We start from the raw sequence: 21,443 nt of genomic DNA on the forward strand, positions 1-21,443 counted from the left end.
GTGTTGTGTATAACATATTTGGAATATTCGTTATCGAATATTTTTTTTTGTGTTTGCGAGTTACGCTATAGAAACGGAACTACTCTCCGATCCGATTCTTAAACAAAAGAAGGTGGAATTATGCTGAATTATAAAGTGAACGTATATATGGCAAAAGGCACGCGGACAAAATCAAATCATTCCCTTGCGGCGAAACACTTAGTGTATACGAGTCAATTTTTATCGCATACACCGGTGCAACTCCTGCACCAATTGTTATTAAACCGTTTAATGCTTGAGCAAGAACAGAACCCACATTTGATGTATACGCTGGAGGTAAATACGGTCGTCGATCAATATGTCATCGATGTCCGCCTTCACGCCGAACAAGAAGTTTCTGTAACAATTGAGCGTGGATTGATTGAGTTGATTGAGCGAGAAGAAGTCCGTCACATACCGTCGCTTGAAATCGGAAAACCGGATTATGCGGAATTTGCCCATCTGTTGCTGCAGGTAAAACAAGGCGCCGTCCGGTTGGATCAAGAAAAAATGCAACAGATTTTTGATGGTTCCGGCGTACACGGCAAAATCATTTTGCAAAAAGAACGCATTGACAGCCGCGAGCCTTGTCACTCGATTCAATTACTCGTCGGAGGGACGGAAAAGAGTCTATACAGCTTGTCTCACTATCAATTGGATCCTTTATTCCGAAAACACGGACTCGTGATCCAATCGCTGAACCTGTTACCCTTTGATTTATTTTCAATCCGCGATAAAGTAGCGATGCTGTCTTCTGCTGACGCGAAACGACTTTGGATAGATGATATCTCGACTTCGAAAAATGGTCGCAGTCATCAGATTTGCTTTAAGGATGGTCAAGAATTCATGACCGTGATCTGTGATCTTCATGGTTCAATCCGTTCGTATAAGTGTTCTTGAACAAGCAATTGACGTTTAACATGGTTTCATTTCGGTTAAATCCTTTAGAGAAGAAGTTGAAGCTAAAGAATTGGAGATGAATGCCATGTTGTCAGCAAAACAAATCGAAACGTTTAAAACACGTCTGCTTAAAGAAAAAGAGAAAACAGAAACGAACATCGAAAATCGTGAAGTGGATTATGATGCGGGAGAATTGTCGAGTTACGACAATCATCCGGGGGACTCAGGTGACGAGTTGTTCCTGCGTGAACGGGATCAGGCCATGACGGATATGCAGGAAGAGATGTTATCCGATGTTGATGTTGCCTTAAAAGCAATCGAAGACGGGACATACGGCGTCTGTAAAGTATGTGGAAAAGACATTGAAATCGAACGTCTAGACATCATTCCTGAGACGTTGCTCTGCATCCAAGATGCAAAAGAAGAGGAAGAGCGTGAAGGGAATGATCCGATGTCCCGTCCGAGCGAAGAGGCTGTCCTTGATCCTTCTGTCACAGCAACCGGCAAAGATATTGACGGGGCGACAGACGGATTCAGCAAGGTTGGCGAATTCGGAAATTCGGATACACCGTCTGATAAAGAAGATGGCATCGATCCGACCCGGTAAACAGATCAATCCACTGACTAACACGTCAATCCTTTCTGGAGATGACGTGTTTTTTAGTGTGCCTTAAAAATTATCTTCCTAAAAATATCGGAAAATTTTGACTTTTTATCAACATTTGGTACGATAGATACGAGAAGACATTTCGATACCATCAAAATGAAAGCGCATACATGAGATACCTTCTCGTCGTTTGACCATTTTAATTGAGGGAGGAACAAGATCATGATTTATGAGATTCCAAACACGCAAGGGTCGAAGGTACAGTACAAGGATCGTTATGAGAACTTCATTAATGGGAAGTGGACAGCACCGGTCGGAGGAGAATACTTCGATAACGTGACACCGATTACCGGTAAAGTGTTGTGTCAGGTTGCCCGTTCCGGAAAAGAAGATATCGAACTCGCGCTGGATGCAGCTCATGCGGCAAAAGAGGCGTGGGGGAAAACGTCTGTCGCAGAACGTTCAAATATCTTAAATAAAATCGCCAATCGAATGGAAGAAAACCTGGAAATGCTGGCCTATGCCGAAACACTGGAAAACGGGAAGGCTGTCCGGGAGACGTTAAATGCAGACCTGCCGCTTGCAATCGACCATTTCCGTTACTTCTCCGGTGTCATCCGGGCGCAAGAAGGATCAATCGGCGAGCTTGACAACGATACGGTCGCCTATCATTTCCATGAGCCGCTCGGAGTGGTCGGTCAAATCATTCCTTGGAACTTCCCGATTTTGATGGCCGTCTGGAAATTGGCGCCGGCACTCGCAGCAGGGAACTGTGTTGTCTTGAAACCGGCAGAACAAACACCAGCAAGCATCATGCTGCTGACGGAATTGATTGGCGACCTTCTGCCGGCGGGTGTCTTGAATATCGTCAATGGATTCGGATTGGAAGCAGGGAAACCACTGGCGTCAAGTAAACGCATTGCGAAGATTGCCTTCACTGGAGAAACGACGACAGGGCGGCTCATCATGCAATATGCGTCGCAAAATATCATTCCGGTGACACTTGAACTGGGTGGGAAGTCACCCAACATCTTCTTTGCCGACATCATGGATGCCGATGATGCCTTCTTTGACAAAGCGATTGAAGGCTTATTGATGTTTGCCTTGAACCAAGGGGAAGTCTGTACGTGTCCATCACGTGCGTTAATTGAAGAATCGATTTATGAACCGTTCATGGAACGTGTGCTCGAACGGGTCAAAGCCATTAAGCTCGGGAATCCGTTGGATGGGGATGTCATGATGGGAGCGCAAGCATCAAGCGAACAGATGGAGAAAATCCTGTCGTACCTCGAAATCGGAAAATCAGAAGGTGCGGAATGTCTGATCGGTGGGGAGCGGAATCATCTCGATGGGGATTTAGCCGACGGATATTATATCCAACCGACGATTTTTAAAGGACATAATAAAATGCGGATTTTCCAAGAAGAGATTTTTGGTCCGGTCTTGTCCGTCACGACCTTTAAGACAGAAGAAGAAGCCCTTCAAATTGCAAATGACACGCTGTATGGATTAGGTGCCGGTGTCTGGACACGCGACATGAACCGTGCGTACCGGTTTGGTCGGGCGATCGAAGCGGGACGGGTCTGGACGAATTGTTATCACCAATATCCAGCGCATGCTGCCTTCGGCGGCTATAAGATGTCAGGGATTGGACGGGAAAATCACAAGATGATGCTGAATCATTACCAACGGACAAAAAACTTACTCGTCAGTTACAGCCCGGATAAACTTGGTTTCTTCTAATCGAGGAAAGGATGTGGCGACATGGTCGAACGTGTGCTGACGACCGATGCCGGCTTGGAGTTGATTGAACTGCTAAAGGCGAAACACGGACCGCTGATGTTCCACCAGTCAGGTGGCTGCTGTGACGGCAGTTCACCGATGTGTTTTGCGGAAGGCGATTTATTTTTAGGGGATCAAGATGTATGGATCGGGACGATCGGCGGTTGCCCGTTCTATATGCACGAAGATCAATACGAATACTGGAAGCATACGCAACTGATCATCGACGTGATCGACGGACGGGGCGGCATGTTTTCATTAGAAGGTGTCGAAGGAAAACGCTTTTTGACGCGCTCGCGTGCGTTCACGAAAGAAGAATACGCGGAGTTGGCAGCATCCACCAACCTCTGATATTCCGGCCAGACAACACTCCAACCGAAATTTTGGGCGATCATCGCGCAAAATTTCGGTTTTGGAGTGTTTTTTTTGATTCAGAAAATCTCCAGCGAGAGTCATGTTTTGTTTCTTGCCTAAGGCACGTTATAATTGAAACATATTTTACAAAAAAGGAGGACAGATGCCATGGGAACGTTTCAAGAACTGACCTCCATCGAAGCGGTCAAGGAACTATACCTTACACAACCAGCCAGTGTGCTCTACATTTCCAGCCCGGGGTGTGCGGTCTGCGCATCATTGTTTCCGCAAATCGAACCTATTTTTGCCGCGCATCCTGAATTTCGGGCGGGACGCGTCGATTTGACCGATGTTCCACAGATTGCCGGCGAGTTTTCGGTGTTTACCGTACCCGTGGTCTTGTTATTTGTAAAGGGGAAAGAAGTGCACCGGGAAGCACGGATCGTTCCGATTGAGCCGTTAAAACGGAAAGTTGAACAAATCGGTCAATTTGTTCTAACGATGGATTGACGTAAAACTAACATCGAGGAGGCAAAATCATGCGATATCCTTATTTAGGTTGGACAGGACAGACGATTGGCGTAACAGCACCTTCTTCCGGATTAACGGAAGAACTGCATCCAATGATTGAAGAGGCGACGAACCGATTGCAGGATCGGCAAATGGCGGTTCAAGTCGGACAAACCGTTTGGACACAACAAAAAGCAACAAGCGCGACCGCCGACATCCGGGCGGATGAATTGATGCAAATGTTGCAGAATCCGGAAATTGACGCAATCATTCCTCCATTTGGCGGTGAACGGGCAATTGACGTCTTGCCGCATCTTGAGATGAACCAGATTCCGGAAAAATGGTTGCTTGGTTATTCCGATACCAGTACGCTGCTGTTTGCGATTACTGTTCAGACCGGGATTGCGACGGCTCATGGACCAAATTTCGTCGAGATGCGAAGTGAAGAATGGGATGAGACGACGACCGCTTGGCGCCGGGTGCTGGCGACGCCAAAAGGAGGAACCGTCACACAATGGACCTCTGACTTTTATCAAACCAACTGGAACCATGCGGAACGACCGGCACGTTTTATGTACCATTTGGATGCGGCGACGGAATGGAAATCCGTTGATCCCAATGAAACTGAGTTGACGGGACGTCTGCTTGGAGGATGTCTGGAAACCGTTCGTCATCTGATCGGAACACCGTACGGTGACGTGACCGCATTTCAACAAACGCAAATCAATCAAGAGCCGATTCTTTGGTACTTTGAAATATCGGAAGCAAGTGCCACCGATGTGCATCGCTCGTTGATGCAGATGCATCTCGCCGGCTGGTTCGATCAGGCGGCAGGCATCGTATTCGGACGGACACCTGGTGGACGGATGATTGAAGATTATACGCTGACCGATGTGTACGGTATGCTGAAGGAAAAATTAAAGGTTCCAATATTTTATGATCTTGATATCGGACACCAACCGCCGCAATTGACACTCGTGAACGGTGCGCAGGCGACAATACGAATTCAAGGGAAAGATTCCAGAGTAGACATGACGTTCTGCTGATTTGAAAGAGGAGGACAGACATGCAGATTCGAAAATTTCAATCGTTGGCAGCATACAAACGGATTCATATCAATCCCGAAACACGGCGTATGACATTACCTGAGCCGTTTTATGATGCGTTACAGTTAAAAGATGAGTTGATGTTGGCCCAAGTCGGTCAAGTGCTCGTCATGCGAAATCCACAAGAAATGGTGGCGACGGAAACCGATTTGTTATCGGATATCGTTGAAGAAGGGTTTACAGGACAAGAATTGGTACAAGAATTTGCCTATCGGAAAGCGCAACAAGAACACCGTTTACGACAGGAAGTATTACAAGACGAGATCGACTCCTCAGCCCAGTTACAAATCGAATTATGAGAACGGGAAGTGAAACGTGATGCGAAAACGAACGAAAATCGGATTGGGTGTCCTCGGATCCGGAATGCTTGCCGCAAGTTATTATTTTTATGAAATGGCGATTGCCACGAATCCGAAACCGTTCTTATCGAACAACCGTGACCTGAGTGACGAAATGGTCCGCCTGATGCAACCGGGACAAACGTGGATCAAAGAACAGCCGCTTGAATTGATCGAAGTCAAAGCCCATGACGGCTTAACACTGCGCGGACACTATTTACCGCCGCTTGTCCCGTCGGACCGGATCGTTATTTTAGTCCATGGCTACGGCGGTGTCGGAACGGACTTAGCCGGATTCGCTTATTTGTATCACCAAGCCGGTTTTCATGTCATGATGCCGGATAATCGGGGGCATGGTAAAAGTGAAGGGAACTACATCGGTTTTGGCTGGCACGACCGGGAAGATTGTCTTCGCTGGACAGAATATCTGATTGCGCGTCTTGGTCAGGAAAGTGCGATTTTTCTGCACGGTGTTTCGATGGGCGGAGCGACCGTTCTGATGACAAGTGGGGAAGTTTTGCCGCCGCAAGTCAAAGGCATCATTTCCGATTGTGCTTACACATCCGTCAATGCCGTTCTCGCTTATCAGATGAAACGGATGTACCGTCTGCCGCATTTCCCGTTTCTGGCAATGACCAGTCTACTGACGAAATTGAAGGCAGGTTACTTTTTTAGTGAGGCTTCGGCGTTAAAACAAGTCAAACGGGCGACGGTTCCGATCCTGTTCCTGCACGGCGGCGCAGATACATTTGTTCCGACTTCAATGGTCTATGAGCTGTATCAGGCGTGTCCGACAGAAAAAGAGTTGGTCGTCATCCCGAATGCGGCGCACGCGATGGCCTATTTCGAAGATCCGGATACGTACGATACGGTCGTCGAACGTTTTGTCCGTCGAATTTTGAGTGATGATGAAGTGAAAGAATAATAAAAAAATGTTTGAAACCGTTGACAGAAAAACCTCTATTTAGTATTCTAATAACATAAATAGAAGTCGTCGTGGCGGAACTGGTAGACGCGCTAGACTCAGAATCTAGTGGTGGCAACACCGTGGAGGTTCAAGTCCTCTCGGCGGCATTTCATGCAAGTTCATCTAGAGCATCCTTTTTCGAAAGGGTGCTCTTTTTGAATTTCTATAGTAGAGAAATGAACAAAAATATTACGTTTATTCGTAAAATTTGAATTTTTCTGATAAAATGTGTGTTAAGGAAAGTGAATACAAGGAAAAAAGAGGGAGAAGGCATCCGCCTTCAAGAGAGGAGTTTTAACATGAAAAAGCAATTATCGGTTCTATTTTTGTTGATCAGTTGTCTGTTCGTATTAAGTGCCTGTAGCATCGGTTCGGAGGAGGAAACATCGGAAGACAAGACGTACAAAGTCGGAATCGACGTGACGTATCCGCCATTTGAGTACAAAGATGGCGATACGTACAAAGGGATTGATATCGATTTGATCAAAGCGATTGCGAAGGATCAAGACTTTAAGATTCAATTCGAAGCGATGGACTTCAGCGGAATCATTCCTGCTTTGCAGGCGAATCAGCTGGACGTGGCGATTGCCGGGATGAGTATCACACCGGAGCGGAAAAAAGTCGTGACGTTCTCCGATCCGTACTTTGAAGCCGGATTGATCTTAGTCGTCAAGGAAGACAATAACAAAATTAAGTCAGTTGATGACCTAAAAGGCGAAAAAGTCGCCGTCAAAAAGGGGACGACCGGTGCAAAATACGCAACGGATAATGCAGAAAAATTAGGCATCACGGTTACACAATTCAACGACAGCCCGGCAATGTTCCAAGAAGTCAAAAATGGCAACGCAGCGGCTCTGATTGAAGACTATCCTGTCATTTCGTACGCCAACAAACAACAGAACCTCGGTCTGAAACTAGTCGGCGACCGACTCAACGGGGATAACTACGGCATCGCGGTCTTAAAAGGGGAAAACGAAGAGTTGATGAAAAAAATCAACGAAGGACTGGCTAACCTGAAAGAAAGCGGCGAGTACGACAAAATCGTAGATACGTATTTAAAATAAGCGGATTTGAACGAAAGACAAGGGAGTTGAGTCGCTGATGGAAGTCGCAAAAACGGCGTTTCCGTTTTTCTTGGAAGGATTACAGATTACACTCTATATTTTCATCATCGCGGTCATAGCCGGATTCATCATTGGTTTGATCGTCGCGTTGATGCGTTTGTCTCCACTGAAGATTTTAAACGCGATTGCCATCGTCTACATCGATGTCATCCGCGGGACACCATTTATCGTCCAATTGTTCTTCATCTATTTTGGACTCAATTCACTCGAATGGCTGTCGATGGACCGGATGTATGCCGGTATCTTGACGGTCGCAATCAATGCGGGTGCGTATTTCGCCGAGATTATTCGGGCCGGGATTCAGTCGATTGATAAAGGGCAAACCGAAGCAGCTCGTTCGCTTGGAATGACCGGGCGTCAGACGATGACACAAATCATTCTGCCACAGGCATTCCGGCGGATGTTGCCGACAATCACCAACCAATCGATCATCAGTTTAAAGGATACTTCGTTATTGTCGATTATCGGCATCGCAGATTTGACGCAACAAGGGCAAGTGCAACAGGCGACGACGTTTGAACCGTTCATCGTGTGGACCGTCGTCGGTTTGATGTATTTCGTCGTCATTTATCTCCTTTCACTGTTAGCGAAATTCTTGGAACGGAGGTTTACCCTACGATGAGTATCATTGAAGTGAAACAATTGAAGAAATCGTTTGGTTCGAATGAAGTCTTAAAAGATATCTCAGTTGAAATCCAGGAAAAAGAAGTGGTCTGTGTCATCGGACCTTCGGGCTCCGGGAAAAGTACGTTTTTACGGTGTCTGAATCGCTTGGAGGACATCACCGGCGGGACAGTCGTGATCGATACGCACGACATTACGAACCCGAAAGTTGATATCAATAAAGTGCGGGAAGAAGTTGGGATGGTATTCCAACACTTTAACTTGTTTCCGCATAAGACGGTGCTTGAAAACGTGACGCTTGCTCCGATGAAAGTGCGGAAGACGGAAAAAAGCCAAGCCAAGCAACGGGCTCTTGAATTACTTGATAAAGTCGGCTTACGTGAAAAGGCCGACAATTATCCGGGTGAACTGTCAGGTGGTCAAAAACAACGCGTGGCGATTGCCCGCGCCTTGGCGATGAATCCAAAAATCATGCTGTTTGATGAGCCGACGTCAGCGCTCGATCCAGAAATGGTCGGCGACGTGCTCGCGGTCATGAAACAATTGGCGCTCGAAGGGATGACGATGATCGTCGTCACGCATGAGATGGGATTTGCCCGCGAAGTTGGTGATCGCGTCCTGTTTATGGATGGCGGTTTCATCGTCGAAGAAAACATTCCGAGCTTATTGTTTGATGCGCCGCAACATGAGCGGACACAATCGTTTTTAAGTAAAGTTTTATAAAAGAGACGAATCGAGTATCCATTTGCCGACAGGGAGGCGATGGATACTCTTTTTTTGAGGAAAAAAGTCTTTTTTCCCCTAGAGATGTTTCATTCATAAAGAACAGAGGGTACAGTCATAAGAAAAACTTATACATTTATCACTGAGAAATTGGGAATTCGAAACGCACTGAGCCAAAAGAAGTAGTAATATAATAACTAAGGCAAACACTTTTGACATACAGGCCTTCGTCAAGGTTACATTCGATTTGTCAGACCGGGAACGTAACGATTGTCGACTTTTTATGTCATCCGATTTGAAAGCGCTAACAGGTAGAGAGTTGGAAATGTGCTGATTCTTCAGCACGAAGGGTGAAATGAATGAAACGGGGGGAACCGTACATGGCAAGCCGGGAACAGGAACAACAAGCATTTTATGGACCAAACCTTGGTTACATCATCGAATTGTATGAACGTTTTTTAGAAGATGCTTCTTCAGTGGATGAAGAGACACGACTCTATTTTGAACAGAACGGGGCTCCGATCTCAGAACCAGTTGTCAATCAAGTGGTCGAGACCGGAGATTTTGAAAAATATTTGGCAGCCAGCCGCTTAGCGGATCAAATTCGTGCAAAAGGTCATTTAGCGGCGGACATCTATCCATTAAAAGATCATCCGCGGGAGACGGAATTGCTTGAGCTTGGTCAGTTTGGACTGACAGAAGCTGATTTACGTGGCATGCCGGTCACACTCGTTTGTCCGGATCCACCGACCCACTTGAAGGATGCCTTCGAAGGGATTGAACATCTGAAAGCCCAATATACAGGGGCAGCCGCGGTCGAGTTCCAACACGTCGACGATTTGGACGAAAAGAAATGGTTGCGTCAAAAGATTGAACAAGGGGCGTTGACGGCCAAGCTCAGCGTTGAGCAGAAAAAACAATTGTTTAAACGTTTAGCGGAAACGGATCTTTTTGAAAAATATCTGCATAAAACATACGTGGGACAAAAACGCTTTTCAATCGAAGGACTGGATGCGATGGTGCCGTTGCTTGATACGATTGTCGGTCACCTGATTGCCAATGGATCGGAGACAATCAACATCGGAATGGCTCACCGTGGACGTTTAAACGTGTTGGCACATGTCCTAGGCAAACCGTACGAAATGATTTTTGCCGAATTCCAACATGCACCGAACCACGATCTTGTCCCGTCGGAAGGATCGATTGGAATTACGTATGGCTGGACAGGCGACGTCAAATATCATTTGGGATTAAACCGGAAAATGGAGCAACAATCCACTAATGTGCGGATGACACTTGCCAATAATCCGTCGCATCTGGAGTTTGTCGATCCTGTCGTCGAAGGATTTACACGGGCGGCGCAAGATGACCGTTCGCAAAAAGGCGCGCCTCGCCAAGAGCAGGGCAAAGCAGCCGCGATCCTGATTCACGGTGATGCCGCTTTCCCGGGACAAGGAATTGTCGCTGAAACATTGAATTTGACGAATTTAAAAGGATACAACACGGGCGGGACGATTCACATCATCGCCAACAATACGATCGGTTTCACGACAGAGCCGACCGATTCACGTTCAACCCGCTATTCGAGCGACCTGGCAAAAGGATACGAAATCCCGATTTTCCACGTCAATGCCGATGAGCCGGAAAGCTGTTTAGCTGTCGCGTTACTCGCCAGTGAATACCGGGCAACGTTCAACAAAGACGTATTGATTGATTTGATTGGGTACCGTCGTTTTGGACATAACGAGATGGATGAGCCGATGAACACGAATCCAGTGTTATATGAGTTGATCCACCAACATGACACGGCACGGGTCTTATACGCCAACCAACTGGTCGAACAAGGGGACGTCACGAAAGAAGAGGTCGCTGCGATTGAAACGGACATCAATGATGTCATGAAAGCAGCACGTGAGAAAGTACCGAATGTGGAAAAAGAGTACGGTGGGGTCATGCCGGACGTCGTCTTCAAAGGGGTTCCGACCGTTGAGACAGGTGTTTCGGAAGAGAACTTGATGGCGTATAACGAACAGTTACTCGAATGGCCAAGCGGATTCAATGTTTTCCATAAGTTAGAGAAAGTCTTAAAACGCCGGACTGATGCGTTGACGACGAAAAACGGGATTGACTGGGGACATGCCGAGACGCTCGCGTTTGCATCGATTCTCTCGGACGGAACACCAATCCGTCTAAGTGGTCAGGATTCCGAACGGGGAACGTTCGCTCAGCGGAATATCAATCTTAATGATGTTAAAACCGGCAAATCGTTTTCACCGATGCACAGTTTGAAATCAGCGACTGCGTCCTTTGCTGTCTACAACAGTCCGTTATCGGAAGCAGGCGTCCTCGGCTTTGAATATGGCTACAATGTTTTCGCACCTGAGACACTTGTCTTATGGGAAGCGCAATATGGTGATTTTGCCAACTCCGGTCAAGTCATCTTTGATCAATTCATCTCGGCGAGCCGTGCGAAATGGGGGCAGACATCGGGGCTTGTGATGCTGTTGCCTCACGGATATGAAGGTCAAGGTCCGGAACACTCAAGTGCCCGACTCGAACGTTTCCTATCGTTATCCGGTGAGAAAAACTGGACGGTCGCCAATGTCTCGAGCGCCGCGCAGTATTTCCACCTGCTTCGCCGTCAAGCAGCGATTCTCGGAAAAGAAGAAGTCCGTCCGCTTGTCGTGATGACACCGAAAAGTCTTCTCCGGCACCCGCTCGCGACATCTGATTTATCCGAGCTGACAGATGGCTCCTTTAAACGGATCGTGGAACAAACGGGTCTTGGTGAATCACCGGATCAAGTCGAACGAATTGTCTTTTGCAGTGGGAAAGTCGCGATTGATTTGGCGGAAGCCGTCTCGAAATCCGATGACGACTTCAACTGGTTGCACATCGTGCGAATCGAAGAAATTTACCCATTCCCGGCGAAGCAGTTAAACGCGTTGTTGGAGCGGTACCCGAATGTTACGGAATTTGTTTGGGTTCAGGAAGAACCAAAAAACATGGGGGCATGGACATATATTGAACCGCGCTTAGAATCCGTTGGTATCAATGGCATCACGCAAGTGCGCTATATTGGACGCCGTCGACGCTCGAGTACAGCGGAAGGTGACCCGACTGGTCATAAAGTCGAACAAGCGCGCATCGTAACCGAAGCATTGACACGCCAGACGGTCGAAGAAACGACGGCACCATCTATTTCCGAAACAAATGTCTAACGCATAACATCTTGTGGGGTCAAACACGAACAGTCTTAGGGGGACGAATTATCATGGAAATCAAAGTGCCAGAACTTGCAGAATCGATTACGGAAGGTACGGTCGCTTCGTGGTTGAAACAACCAGGCGATCAGGTGGAAAAAGGGGAAGCGATTGTTGAGCTGGAAACGGATAAAGTCAACATCGAAGTCCCGTCGGATGAAGCCGGCGTGTTGACAGAGGTCATGGCGGCAGAAGGCGACACGGTCCGGGTTGGCGAGACGATTGCCATCATCACAGCGGGTGGCGAAGCAGCAAAACCGACTGAAACGACTCCAACGCCAAAGGCAACAGAAGCACCAACAGAAGCACCAGCCGCTCAAGAGCCGAAAAAAGAGCAGCCGGCAGCTGTCGCGGCGACTGAAGCCACGACGCTTGCTGACCGTCCGATTGCTTCACCCGCAGCTCGGAAGTTAGCCCGCGAAAAAGGAATTGATTTGTCGCAAGTCGCGACGCAAGATCCGCTTGGCCGGATCCGCGTGCAAGATGTGGCAACGTTTGAAGTCGCGCCACGTGAACAAGCAAAACCACAACCGGCAACGCCGGCACCACAACCAGCAGCTCCAGCAGCACCCGGCAAACCGGAAGAACGAATCAAAATGTCACGCCGTCGTAAAACGATTGCCAACCGTTTAGTAGAAGTTCAACAAACAGCTGCGATGTTGACGACATTTAACGAAATCGATATGTCTGCTGTCATGTCTTTACGGAAACGCCGTCAAGAAAAATTCGTCAAGGACAATGAGGTCAAACTTGGTTTCATGTCGTTCTTTACGAAAGCTGCCGTCGCGGCCTTGAAAAAAATGCCTTATCTAAATGCAGAAATTCAGGGAGACGAGATTGTCCTGAAGAAATTCTACGACATCGGGATTGCAGTTTCTGCCCCGGACGGACTGGTCGTGCCGGTCGTCCGTGATGCCGATAAAAAGAACTTCGGTGAAATCGAAAAAGATATCATCAATCTTGCGGTCAAAGCGCGTGACAACAAACTGGGCTTGTCTGATTTGACAGGCGGAACGTTTACGATCACGAACGGTGGAACATTTGGTTCCTTGATGTCGACACCGATCCTGAATGGACCACAAGTGGCGATTCTCGGGATGCATGCGATCAACTTGCGTCCGATCGCGATTGATGCAGAACGAATGGAAAACCGTCCGATGATGTATGTCGCCCTTTCTTATGATCACCGGATCGTGGACGGAAAAGAAGCCGTCACGTTCCTTAAACACATTAAAGATTTGTTGGAAGATCCGGAATCACTCATCTTCGAAGCGTAATCATACGGGAACACCCTGTTTCGAATCATGGAAACAGGGTGTTTTTTTGTTATCTGTTACAGCGTTGTCACCCAATCTATACAGAAGATTACATCTGCTTCATGAGACGTTCATCGAAACACGGTAAGATTCATCTTGTATGAGAATCACGATTTCGAGGGGGATAAACGAATGTTAAAGCAGATCGGAATGACGGTCCTGACCGGACTAGTCATCACAAGCAGTGCAACGAGCACTGAGGCAGCAAAGAAACCGGCAAAAGGATTATTGGACCCAGAGCGGATCGTTAATGTTGCGCATCGCGGTGCGTCAGGCTATGCACCGGAACATACGATGGTTGCTTACGAGATGGGACATAAAAAGTTAAAGGCCGATTACATTGAAATTGATTTACAGATGACGAAAGATGGTCACTTGATTGCGATGCATGACGAGACGGTCGATCGGACGACAAACGGGACAGGCGCGGTCAAGGACAAGACGTTGGCGCAGATCAAACGATTGGATGCAGGAAGTTGGTTTAATCAAGCCTATCCCGCCTATGCCCGTGCGAGTTATAGAGGATTACAGGTTCCGACGCTTAACGAAATCTTTGATCGTTATGGCAAGCAGGCCAACTATTATATCGAAACGAAGTCACCGGATGTCTATCCCGGGATGGAGAAAAAACTGTTGGATACGTTAAAACGATTTGGATTATCAAGTGACCGCGTTAAACCGGGACAAGTGATGATTCAATCGTTCAGTCAAGAAAGTTTGTTAAAAGTAAAACGTCTGGATCGGAACGTACCGCTTGTGCAATTGCTCGAAGCAGGTGATGTGAATGCGTTAACCGCTAGACGAGTGAAAGACATCAAGACCTATGCGGTTGGGGTGGGTCCGTCCTTTAAGGCACTGACGAAAACCAATACGGCGTTGATTCGAAAAAACGATTTGTTGCTCCACCCGTACACTGTAAATGAGAAGAAGGATATGCATCGGATGCTTGATTACGGAGTGACCGGTGTTTTCACGAATTTTGTCGACCGTTTTAATGAAGTCAGACAGCAGCATACATCACGTTGAATACAGAAAAAAGTCCGCTTTTCTTCCTGAAAAGCGGACTTTTTTTGAAAATGACATCCAAACCCTTCTTCACTACGTATGCTTATCGAGGTTTTATCATGTATTCAGTTATTTTCGCGTGATGCAGAACATGATACGATAATACAGCAACGTGGGGCGGAATCGTTCAGGGACGTTCCGTCAAGAGAGAATGGAGTGAACAGCATGCGGATTACACAATATACAGACTATGGATTACGTGTCCTGATTTACTTAGGACTTCACCGGCAGGAAATCACGCCAATGCCGGCGATTGCCAATCATTATGGGATTTCATCCAATCATTTGATGAAAGTGACGCAACAGTTGGCGAAGCTCGGCTATGTTGAATCAACGCGCGGACGGACAGGCGGACTACGTCTGATTCGAGATCCGGAAGAGATCAATATCGGGAAGGTCGTTCGGGAGATGGAACCGATGGATATCGTCGAATGCTTTTCGGCGGACGGACATTGTGTGATTGAACCACACTGTCAGTTAAAAGGGATTCTCGGACGGGCTTTACGGGCGTTTATTCGTGAACTCGAGCAACATACGTTAGCGGAGTTGATTACGAATCGCCAAGAACTGGATTTACTGTTTGCCAAAGCGGGTGCGGATGATTCACGTTAAGTGAATCACCCGGATTCGTTTTTTTTTTGCAACAAAAGACAGCTACCGCCTGAAAAAGATCAGGTGATAGCTGCGGACGTGCCAAAATCATTATTTTAATTTAGAAACCGATCGTTTTTTCGGGTTCACGTGCTCGGGATTTTTCGCCAGATCATCCTGCACGGATTCTTTCCATAAAGGAACATCGCTGTAGTAAGCGGCGCGGGCAATCAAATGTCCGCCAATCGGTGCCGTGATCAATACGAACAAAATACCAAGCAGGACACGGGACGAGAAAAATCCATCTTCTGCGACAAAATAGATGATGACGCCGATGAGAATGCTCATGACACCAAGCGTCGCGCTTTTGGACGCGGCGTGAGCACGCGTATAGAGGTCAGGTAGCCGAATGAGACCCAGTGCAGTGACGAGGCTGAAAAAAGCTCCGATCAACGCAAAGGCGGCTACGAAAATATCACTGATTGCGGTCACGTTCGATGATCTCTCCTTTCTCGATGAATTTGGAGAAAGCGACTGTCCCGATGAATGCCAAAATCCCGATCAATAAGATGACTTCCAGATAGTCACTTGTACGAAGAATGATCGAAACTAATCCGACGACGGAAATCAAACTGATGCCGATGGAATCAAGGGCGATGACACGGTCGGCAACGGATGGACCTTTGATGACGCGGTAAAACAAACCAAGCATCGACAGGAACACGCCACCTAAGGCAATAAATAAAAGGGTCTCTAACATCAGCGGCTCACCTCCAAGATGGCTTTCTCAAAACTATTTCGAATCGAGGCAACGGCATCATCGGCTTCCGGCATATGCAAGGCATGGATATACAATGTCTTGTTGTCATCTGAAATATCAACGACAAGTGTTCCTGGTGTCAACGTAATCAGCATCGAAAGCAGTGTGACTTGCCAATTGTGTTCCAGCTCCGTCTCGTATGCAAAAATACCGGGTTTGATGTCGAGGCGCGGTTTCAAAATGATTGACAGCACTTCAAGGTTCGCAACGACCAGTTCGTATAAAAATCGGATGAACAGCCGGATTAAAGCGATGAATGGTCCAAGATAAAAACGAGTACTGAAGCCTCGCCGCATCGCAAACATCGCAATCAAACCGAGCAAGTAGCCGATGATGAACGATGAAGTGGAAAAGGAGTTGGCGAGAAACATCCAGAGGAATGCAAGCAAGATATTGAGTAATAACTGAAATGGCATGGGTTAATCCTCCTTCAGTACGGCTTGAATATAGATTGAGGGATCGACAAGCGGATCCACGGCTTGAGAGATGAAGGGACGGACGGCTTCCGCACCCACTCCATATAATACGGTAATCACGACTAAACAAAGCGCAGGTGAGAGCAATTGTTTGGTCAGATGGCGTTTCGGACCGGTGTAGGTCTTCGGCGTTCCCCAAAATCCACGAATGAAAATCTGCATCACCGAGTAGAGGACAAGTAAGCTTGAAATCAAGACGACAAACGGTCCAACGAGATCACCGGCTTCAAATCCGCCCCGAACGATGAGCAACTTCCCGATAAAACCACTGAGTGGCGGAATTCCGGCGAGTGACAACGCAGCAATGAAATACGTCCATCCGAGTAACGGATACTCTTTGATCATCCCGCCCATGTCTTTTAATCGACTTGAACCAACGATTCCAATCATGACGCCGATCAGCAGGAATAATGCTGCTTTGATCAACATGTCATGAATCAGATAGAATACCGCGCCTTCGAGCGACTGGCGGGTCATGACGGAGACACCGTACAAAATCACGCCGACAGCAACGATGATGTTGTAGATTAAAATTTGTTTGGCGTCACGTGTCGCGAGAGCACCAATGACTCCGATTAAAATCGTCGCTAGTGCCAACCAGCCGAGAATCTGATGCGTGAATTCCGGTTGATGGGAGAAGAATAAACTGTAGGTCCGCAAAATGCCGTAGACACCAACTTTCGTCAGCAATGCGCCGAATAAGGCAAGGACCGGAGTCGGTGGTACTTGATAGGAGCCCGGTAACCAGAAATAAAGCGGGAAGATGGCTCCTTTTAATCCGAAGACAATCAAAAACAGAATCGCGATGACGCTGAGAATGCCCGGTTGATTGATTTCAGAAATTTTTTGTGAAATATCTGCCATGCTCAATGAACCGATGATGCCGTATAAAAAGGCGACCGTCATGACAAACAAAGCAGACGAGATGACGTTAATCAACAGGTATTTCAAGGACTCACGCAACTGAGCCGGCTTTCCGCCGAGCACGATTAAAACGTAAGAAGAAATCAAAAAGACTTCGAAAAAGACAAACATGTTGAAAATATCACCTGTCGTAAAGGCACCGTTCACACCGACAAGTAAAAATTGAACAGCGATGTAGTAGTAAAAGCGTTGGTGCAGATCAGACAAGTAATAGATCGAGTACCAGACTACAAAAAAGACAAGCAGGCTGGTCGTAAAGACAAGCAGGGCGGATAACATATCCGACACAAGCGTGATGCCGAATGGAGCGGGCCAGCTCCCGAGCGTCACCGTCAAGATGCCTCCTTGTTTGACACGGAAAATCAGATAAGCCGAAGCCAGGATCGTCACGAGGGTTGATCCGAAGGACAGGCTGCGCTGTAGACGCAGGTGGTTCGGGAACAACATCAAGATGACACCGGTAATCAACGGGATCAAAATCGGTAATAACGGTAAATTAATCATGCGTATCGGTTCCTTTCATTTCCTCGAGATTGTCTGTGCCAAGTTCTTGATAAGCCCGGTAGGCGAGCACGAGGAAAAATGCGGTCACGCCGAAACTGATAACGATTGCCGTGAGAACAAGCGCTTGTGGAAGCGGATCCGTATACTGGGTGACCCCGTCTTTGATGACAGGAGCCGCTCCGGTCTTCAGCCCCCCCATCGTCATGACAAGCAAATGAGCCGCATGACTGAGTAAGCCGGTTCCGATGATGATTCGTAAAATACTTTTCGAAAGAATGAGATAGACGGCACACATCGTCAGGATGCCTGCAGCGATCGCCATGATGATCTCCATTCGTTAATCACTCTCCCCAATCGTTTGAATAATCGTCATCGTCACACCGACGACGACGAGATAGACGCCCAAATCAAACAACATCGCCGTATGCAGGGAAGTTTTTCCGAACAGCGGTAGATTGAAGTAATCATGTGCGTGCGTAAAGAACGGAACATTAAACAATAAAGCGCCCGAAGCCGTCAAGACGGCAATCAACATGCCAATCGCCGTCATCAATTTGTAGTCGACGGGCAGAATTTGGCGGAGTGTTTGAATGTCAAAGGCAAGCAGGACCAACACGAGGGCGGAAGCGGTGACGAGTCCGCCGATAAAGCCACCACCCGGTGTATAATGCCCGGCAAAGAACAGATAGACGGCAAACAAGAAAATAATGAACGTGATGAACGTCGTGGCCGATTCCAGGATGACGTCATTCGTATGTTTCTTCATCGGATTTTTCATTTGTCGATTCCTCCAGTCTTCCGGAAATTAATCATCGCATAGATGCCGAGTGCGGCAATCGCCAACACGCTGATCTCAAACAACGTATCAAATCCACGGAAGTCGACGAGGATGACGTTGACCATGTTACCGCCTGCGGCTAAGTCCGCCACATTATCGATATAATACTGGGCGATGGAGGCAAATGAGCGTTGGCTCAGAGAAGCCAGTGCGACTAACGTGACACTCAGACCGACGAGAGCGGAGATGGCTGCGTTCCCGAGTCTGAACTTGATCCGTTCTTCTTTCCGGCTGATTTCCGGCATATGATAAAACACAAGCAGGAACAGCGCAACAGAGACCGTTTCAATGACAAGCTGTGTCAGCGCCAGGTCAGGTGCCCGGAATAAGACGAAGAACAGAGCGACCGTATAGCCGACGACACCCAGTAAGATGATGGATGTCAAACGGGACCGGGCGAACGTGATCGATAACGCACTTCCGACCAGAACCAAGACCAAGACGATTTCGTAAGCATGGACCGAACTGAGTGGGTCCACGTCAAATCTAAAGGCATCGAGGAAGTAAAGACTCGATAAGACCAGCACGACGATAAAACCGAAGATATAGACCAAATAAGAACGCATATAGCCGGTCATGACCGTATCGTGAATAGCGGTCGAGGCTTGTTCACCCCGACGCAACAAGGCGTCATATTGGTGATTCAACGACACCTGTTTTGGCATCCGGTTGTACAGTGAGCGCCATTTCGGTAACGTCAGGAACAAAATCGTCCCGACTGAGATGATCAGCAGGGTCAAGAACAGTTCGAGATTAAATCCGTGCCAGAGCTTGATCTTGAGCGGGAACGATCCACCACCGTCAACGACCTGCGGTAAAATGGCTTCAACGGCAGGGCGAATCAGCGTGTTCGAAAGCAAGTTCGGGAACAAGCCGATCAAGATGACGAGTGAGACCAGCACAAGTGGAGGCAGTAACATGCCGATTGGTGCTTCATGCGGTTTTTTCGGTAACTTGTCCAATTGTTTTGGACCAAGGAACGTCCGATAAACAATCAAAATACTATAAACAAACGTGAAGATACTACCGACGACAGCAAAGAACGGGAACAAGAGCCCCCACGTTTCGAGATGAAACAGTCCGGAATTCGATACTTCGAGAACACCGGTCAAAAACATTTCCTTACTCAAGAAACCATTGAACGGCGGAACACCCGCCATCGACAATGTCCCGATTGTCGCGATCGTGAACGTCACCGGCATCAGTTGAGAGAGACCGCCTAGTTTCCGGATATCACGTGTACCCGTTTCATGATCGATGATTCCCGCCATCATGAAAAGACTTCCTTTAAATGTCGCATGGTTGATCAAGTGGAAGACGGCTGCGACAGTTGCAATCGTATAGAGGCTGTCAGGCAGGATTTCAACCTGTAAAGCCGCTGCTCCCAGTCCGAGCAGGGACATGATCAGACCGAGCTGTGAAATCGTCGAATACGCTAAGATGGCTTTTAAATCAACTTGTTTGACGGCATTTAACGACCCCCAGAAGAGTGTGAACATTCCGACAGACGACACAAGATAAAACCAAAGCGGCGTTTCAGCAAAGATGGGACTCATCCGGGCGACCAAATACAGACCCGCCTTGACCATCGTCGCCGAGTGAAGATACGCACTGACGGGAGTCGGTGCTTCCATCGCATCCGGCAACCAAATATGGAACGGGAATTGAGCGGATTTTGTAAAAGCTGCCAGTAAAAACAGCACAAGGGAAACAGTGAAAAGTGGATCGCCTGAATACGTACTGACCGTTGCGAGCGATTCGCGGATGCTGAACGAACCAGACAGTAACGACAGCAAAGAAATTCCGCCAAGCATGGACAACCCACCGAAAACAGTGATGAGCATCGATTTTTGGGCACCGTAACGGGAGCGTTCCCGTTCATACCAGTAACCGATCAGTAAGAATGAGGAAATTGACGTCAATTCCCAGAACAGGTACATGACGATCATGTTGTCCGACAAGACAATCCCGAGCATGGCTGTCATAAAGAGAAGCAAATAGACATAAAAATTATGCAGCGCCTCTTTTTTTGGATCCAGATAATAAACTGAATAGAGAACGACAAGGGATCCAATGCCGGTAATCAACAACGCGAACAGTAAACCGAGTCCATCGACATAGGCGACGAAGTTGATACCCAGTGAAGGGATCCAGTTCATTGTCGCAGTGACCGGTTTTCCAGCCATCGTTTGACTGATGAATTGGCTGAAATAGATGACCAGTGTGAGTGGGACGAGTAAAACGAACCATCCTGTGTGCACGGATCGAATCTTCTTGTAGAGTAATGGAATGAAGAGACTTACGAGTAACGGCAACAAGATTGCCAAATGAAGCAATGACACATGATTCCCTCCTTTGTGTGGTGCAATCGAAAAAAATGAAAGAAGGACGTTGTACGCAAGCGACGTGTTTGGCTTGTGACGATGTCCTCTCTAGCATAGGCATTCGATTTTCGGTGAAGCATCTGTTAAAAGTATAGCGTACATTTCGTGTCTCTGCATGACTTGACCCTTTTGATTTAGCGCAGGAACGCGGTTTTTGATCGAATTATTAAATATGTAGGAACACGGCAGAAAAAGGCTAAAAAAAATCT

At 47.5% G+C, this 21,443-nt stretch carries 22 protein-coding genes and 1 tRNA gene; 16 read left to right on the top strand and 7 right to left on the bottom strand.

The window, feature by feature from the left end:
- Nucleotides 1-120 precede the first annotated feature (120 nt).
- From P397_RS0107920 to P397_RS0107995, 16 genes are all read left to right on the top strand, one after another.
- A complete protein-coding gene (locus P397_RS0107920; RefSeq protein WP_028106110.1) occupies nucleotides 121-918 on the top strand; it encodes a hypothetical protein in 798 nt (265 codons plus the stop codon).
- Nucleotides 919-1,003: 85 nt separating this feature from the next.
- Nucleotides 1,004-1,525 carry a TraR/DksA C4-type zinc finger protein gene (locus P397_RS0107925; RefSeq protein WP_026832776.1) on the top strand — a complete coding sequence of 174 codons (522 nt, stop codon included), beginning with the start codon at nucleotides 1,004-1,006 and terminating at the stop codon, nucleotides 1,523-1,525.
- Nucleotides 1,526-1,747: 222 nt separating this feature from the next.
- Complete coding sequence (gene adh, locus P397_RS0107930) at nucleotides 1,748-3,268, top strand: aldehyde dehydrogenase (protein ID WP_028106111.1); 1,521 nt, start codon at nucleotides 1,748-1,750, stop codon at nucleotides 3,266-3,268.
- A 21-nt stretch (nucleotides 3,269-3,289) separates the two neighbouring features.
- Nucleotides 3,290-3,658, top strand: a complete 369-nt coding sequence (locus P397_RS0107935; protein ID WP_026832778.1) for a DUF779 domain-containing protein — start codon at nucleotides 3,290-3,292, stop codon at nucleotides 3,656-3,658.
- Nucleotides 3,659-3,829: 171 nt separating this feature from the next.
- Nucleotides 3,830-4,171 carry a thioredoxin family protein gene (locus P397_RS0107940; RefSeq protein ID WP_028106112.1) on the top strand — a complete coding sequence of 114 codons (342 nt, stop codon included), beginning with the start codon at nucleotides 3,830-3,832 and terminating at the stop codon, nucleotides 4,169-4,171.
- 29 nt (nucleotides 4,172-4,200) lie between these two features.
- Nucleotides 4,201-5,217 (top strand): S66 family peptidase, encoded by a 1,017-nt coding sequence (locus tag P397_RS0107945; RefSeq protein WP_081776955.1) that lies wholly within the window; start codon nucleotides 4,201-4,203, stop codon nucleotides 5,215-5,217.
- Nucleotides 5,218-5,237: 20 nt separating this feature from the next.
- Entirely contained in the window at nucleotides 5,238-5,576 is a 339-nt protein-coding gene (locus P397_RS0107950; protein ID WP_026832781.1) for a hypothetical protein, read from the top strand.
- 19 nt (nucleotides 5,577-5,595) lie between these two features.
- A complete protein-coding gene (locus P397_RS0107955) occupies nucleotides 5,596-6,540 on the top strand; it encodes an alpha/beta hydrolase (RefSeq protein ID WP_026832782.1) in 945 nt (314 codons plus the stop codon).
- 65 nt (nucleotides 6,541-6,605) lie between these two features.
- Nucleotides 6,606-6,689 (top strand) — tRNA-Leu (locus P397_RS0107960).
- 192 nt (nucleotides 6,690-6,881) lie between these two features.
- Nucleotides 6,882-7,646: a transporter substrate-binding domain-containing protein gene (locus tag P397_RS0107965; RefSeq protein WP_028106114.1), complete on the top strand. Its 765-nt coding sequence runs from the start codon at nucleotides 6,882-6,884 to the stop codon at nucleotides 7,644-7,646.
- Between the two features lie 37 nt (nucleotides 7,647-7,683).
- Complete coding sequence (locus tag P397_RS0107970) at nucleotides 7,684-8,328, top strand: amino acid ABC transporter permease (RefSeq protein WP_026832784.1); 645 nt, start codon at nucleotides 7,684-7,686, stop codon at nucleotides 8,326-8,328.
- Nucleotides 8,325-9,053, top strand: a complete 729-nt coding sequence (locus P397_RS0107975) for an amino acid ABC transporter ATP-binding protein (RefSeq protein WP_028106115.1) — start codon at nucleotides 8,325-8,327, stop codon at nucleotides 9,051-9,053. Before P397_RS0107970 ends, P397_RS0107975 begins: the two co-directional genes overlap by 4 nt.
- 359 nt (nucleotides 9,054-9,412) lie before the next feature.
- Complete coding sequence (locus P397_RS0107980; RefSeq protein ID WP_028106116.1) at nucleotides 9,413-12,274, top strand: 2-oxoglutarate dehydrogenase E1 component; 2,862 nt, start codon at nucleotides 9,413-9,415, stop codon at nucleotides 12,272-12,274.
- A gap of 50 nt (nucleotides 12,275-12,324) precedes the next feature.
- Nucleotides 12,325-13,593 carry a 2-oxoglutarate dehydrogenase complex dihydrolipoyllysine-residue succinyltransferase gene (gene odhB, locus P397_RS0107985; RefSeq protein WP_028106117.1) on the top strand — a complete coding sequence of 423 codons (1,269 nt, stop codon included), beginning with the start codon at nucleotides 12,325-12,327 and terminating at the stop codon, nucleotides 13,591-13,593.
- Nucleotides 13,594-13,764: 171 nt separating this feature from the next.
- Nucleotides 13,765-14,658, top strand: coding sequence for a glycerophosphodiester phosphodiesterase (locus tag P397_RS0107990; RefSeq protein WP_028106118.1), 894 nt, complete (start codon nucleotides 13,765-13,767; stop codon nucleotides 14,656-14,658).
- Nucleotides 14,659-14,862: 204 nt separating this feature from the next.
- Nucleotides 14,863-15,309, top strand: coding sequence for an Rrf2 family transcriptional regulator (locus tag P397_RS0107995; protein ID WP_028106119.1), 447 nt, complete (start codon nucleotides 14,863-14,865; stop codon nucleotides 15,307-15,309).
- A 90-nt stretch (nucleotides 15,310-15,399) separates the two neighbouring features.
- Here P397_RS0107995 and mnhG read toward each other — a convergent pair whose 3' ends face one another.
- The 7 genes from mnhG to P397_RS0108030 are packed head-to-tail and all read right to left on the bottom strand — an operon-like array spanning nucleotide 15,400 to nucleotide 21,192.
- Nucleotides 15,400-15,780, bottom strand: a complete 381-nt coding sequence (gene mnhG, locus P397_RS0108000) for a monovalent cation/H(+) antiporter subunit G (protein ID WP_026832790.1) — start codon at nucleotides 15,778-15,780, stop codon at nucleotides 15,400-15,402.
- Entirely contained in the window at nucleotides 15,764-16,048 is a 285-nt protein-coding gene (locus P397_RS0108005) for a Na(+)/H(+) antiporter subunit F1 (RefSeq protein WP_026832791.1), read from the bottom strand. The genes mnhG and P397_RS0108005 overlap by 17 nt, the downstream gene beginning before the upstream one ends.
- A complete protein-coding gene (locus P397_RS0108010) occupies nucleotides 16,048-16,524 on the bottom strand; it encodes a Na+/H+ antiporter subunit E (RefSeq protein ID WP_026832792.1) in 477 nt (158 codons plus the stop codon). The genes P397_RS0108005 and P397_RS0108010 overlap by 1 nt, the downstream gene beginning before the upstream one ends.
- Nucleotides 16,525-16,527: 3 nt before the next feature.
- Nucleotides 16,528-18,012, bottom strand: a complete 1,485-nt coding sequence (locus P397_RS0108015; RefSeq protein WP_028106120.1) for a Na+/H+ antiporter subunit D — start codon at nucleotides 18,010-18,012, stop codon at nucleotides 16,528-16,530.
- Complete coding sequence (locus P397_RS0108020; RefSeq protein ID WP_014970525.1) at nucleotides 18,005-18,346, bottom strand: Na(+)/H(+) antiporter subunit C; 342 nt, start codon at nucleotides 18,344-18,346, stop codon at nucleotides 18,005-18,007. The genes P397_RS0108015 and P397_RS0108020 overlap by 8 nt, the downstream gene beginning before the upstream one ends.
- A gap of 3 nt (nucleotides 18,347-18,349) precedes the next feature.
- Nucleotides 18,350-18,790 (bottom strand): Na(+)/H(+) antiporter subunit B, encoded by a 441-nt coding sequence (locus P397_RS0108025; RefSeq protein ID WP_174544502.1) that lies wholly within the window; start codon nucleotides 18,788-18,790, stop codon nucleotides 18,350-18,352.
- Entirely contained in the window at nucleotides 18,787-21,192 is a 2,406-nt protein-coding gene (locus P397_RS0108030) for a Na+/H+ antiporter subunit A (RefSeq protein WP_028106121.1), read from the bottom strand. Before P397_RS0108030 ends, P397_RS0108025 begins: the two co-directional genes overlap by 4 nt.
- Nucleotides 21,193-21,443: the final 251 nt, after the last annotated feature.

The organism is Exiguobacterium undae DSM 14481, from assembly GCF_000620805.1.
In the GTDB taxonomy this organism is placed as follows: Bacteria; Bacillota; Bacilli; order Exiguobacteriales; family Exiguobacteriaceae; genus Exiguobacterium_A; species Exiguobacterium_A undae.

What these genes read in the sequence shown, in the direction of transcription:
- P397_RS0107945 (WP_081776955.1), top strand. Translation starts at nt 4,201, where the DNA reads ATGCGATATCCTTATTTAGGTTGGACAGGACAGACGATTGGCGTAACA.
- P397_RS0107965 (WP_028106114.1), top strand. Translation starts at nt 6,882, where the DNA reads ATGAAAAAGCAATTATCGGTTCTATTTTTGTTGATCAGTTGTCTGTTC.
- P397_RS0107995 (WP_028106119.1), top strand. Translation starts at nt 14,863, where the DNA reads ATGCGGATTACACAATATACAGACTATGGATTACGTGTCCTGATTTAC.
- P397_RS0108015 (WP_028106120.1), bottom strand. Translation starts at nt 18,012, where the DNA reads ATGATTAATTTACCGTTATTACCGATTTTGATCCCGTTGATTACCGGT.
- P397_RS0107990 (WP_028106118.1), top strand. Translation starts at nt 13,765, where the DNA reads ATGTTAAAGCAGATCGGAATGACGGTCCTGACCGGACTAGTCATCACA.
- P397_RS0107955 (WP_026832782.1), top strand. Translation starts at nt 5,596, where the DNA reads ATGCGAAAACGAACGAAAATCGGATTGGGTGTCCTCGGATCCGGAATG.
- P397_RS0108020 (WP_014970525.1), bottom strand. Translation starts at nt 18,346, where the DNA reads ATGGAGATCATCATGGCGATCGCTGCAGGCATCCTGACGATGTGTGCC.
- P397_RS0107970 (WP_026832784.1), top strand. Translation starts at nt 7,684, where the DNA reads ATGGAAGTCGCAAAAACGGCGTTTCCGTTTTTCTTGGAAGGATTACAG.
- P397_RS0108010 (WP_026832792.1), bottom strand. Translation starts at nt 16,524, where the DNA reads ATGCCATTTCAGTTATTACTCAATATCTTGCTTGCATTCCTCTGGATG.
- adh (WP_028106111.1), top strand. Translation starts at nt 1,748, where the DNA reads ATGATTTATGAGATTCCAAACACGCAAGGGTCGAAGGTACAGTACAAG.
- P397_RS0107975 (WP_028106115.1), top strand. Translation starts at nt 8,325, where the DNA reads ATGAGTATCATTGAAGTGAAACAATTGAAGAAATCGTTTGGTTCGAAT.
- P397_RS0107950 (WP_026832781.1), top strand. Translation starts at nt 5,238, where the DNA reads ATGCAGATTCGAAAATTTCAATCGTTGGCAGCATACAAACGGATTCAT.
- P397_RS0107935 (WP_026832778.1), top strand. Translation starts at nt 3,290, where the DNA reads ATGGTCGAACGTGTGCTGACGACCGATGCCGGCTTGGAGTTGATTGAA.
- P397_RS0108005 (WP_026832791.1), bottom strand. Translation starts at nt 16,048, where the DNA reads ATGTTAGAGACCCTTTTATTTATTGCCTTAGGTGGCGTGTTCCTGTCG.
- P397_RS0107940 (WP_028106112.1), top strand. Translation starts at nt 3,830, where the DNA reads ATGGGAACGTTTCAAGAACTGACCTCCATCGAAGCGGTCAAGGAACTA.
- P397_RS0107925 (WP_026832776.1), top strand. Translation starts at nt 1,004, where the DNA reads ATGTTGTCAGCAAAACAAATCGAAACGTTTAAAACACGTCTGCTTAAA.
- P397_RS0107980 (WP_028106116.1), top strand. Translation starts at nt 9,413, where the DNA reads ATGAAACGGGGGGAACCGTACATGGCAAGCCGGGAACAGGAACAACAA.
- P397_RS0108025 (WP_174544502.1), bottom strand. Translation starts at nt 18,790, where the DNA reads ATGAAAAATCCGATGAAGAAACATACGAATGACGTCATCCTGGAATCG.
- P397_RS0107920 (WP_028106110.1), top strand. Translation starts at nt 121, where the DNA reads ATGCTGAATTATAAAGTGAACGTATATATGGCAAAAGGCACGCGGACA.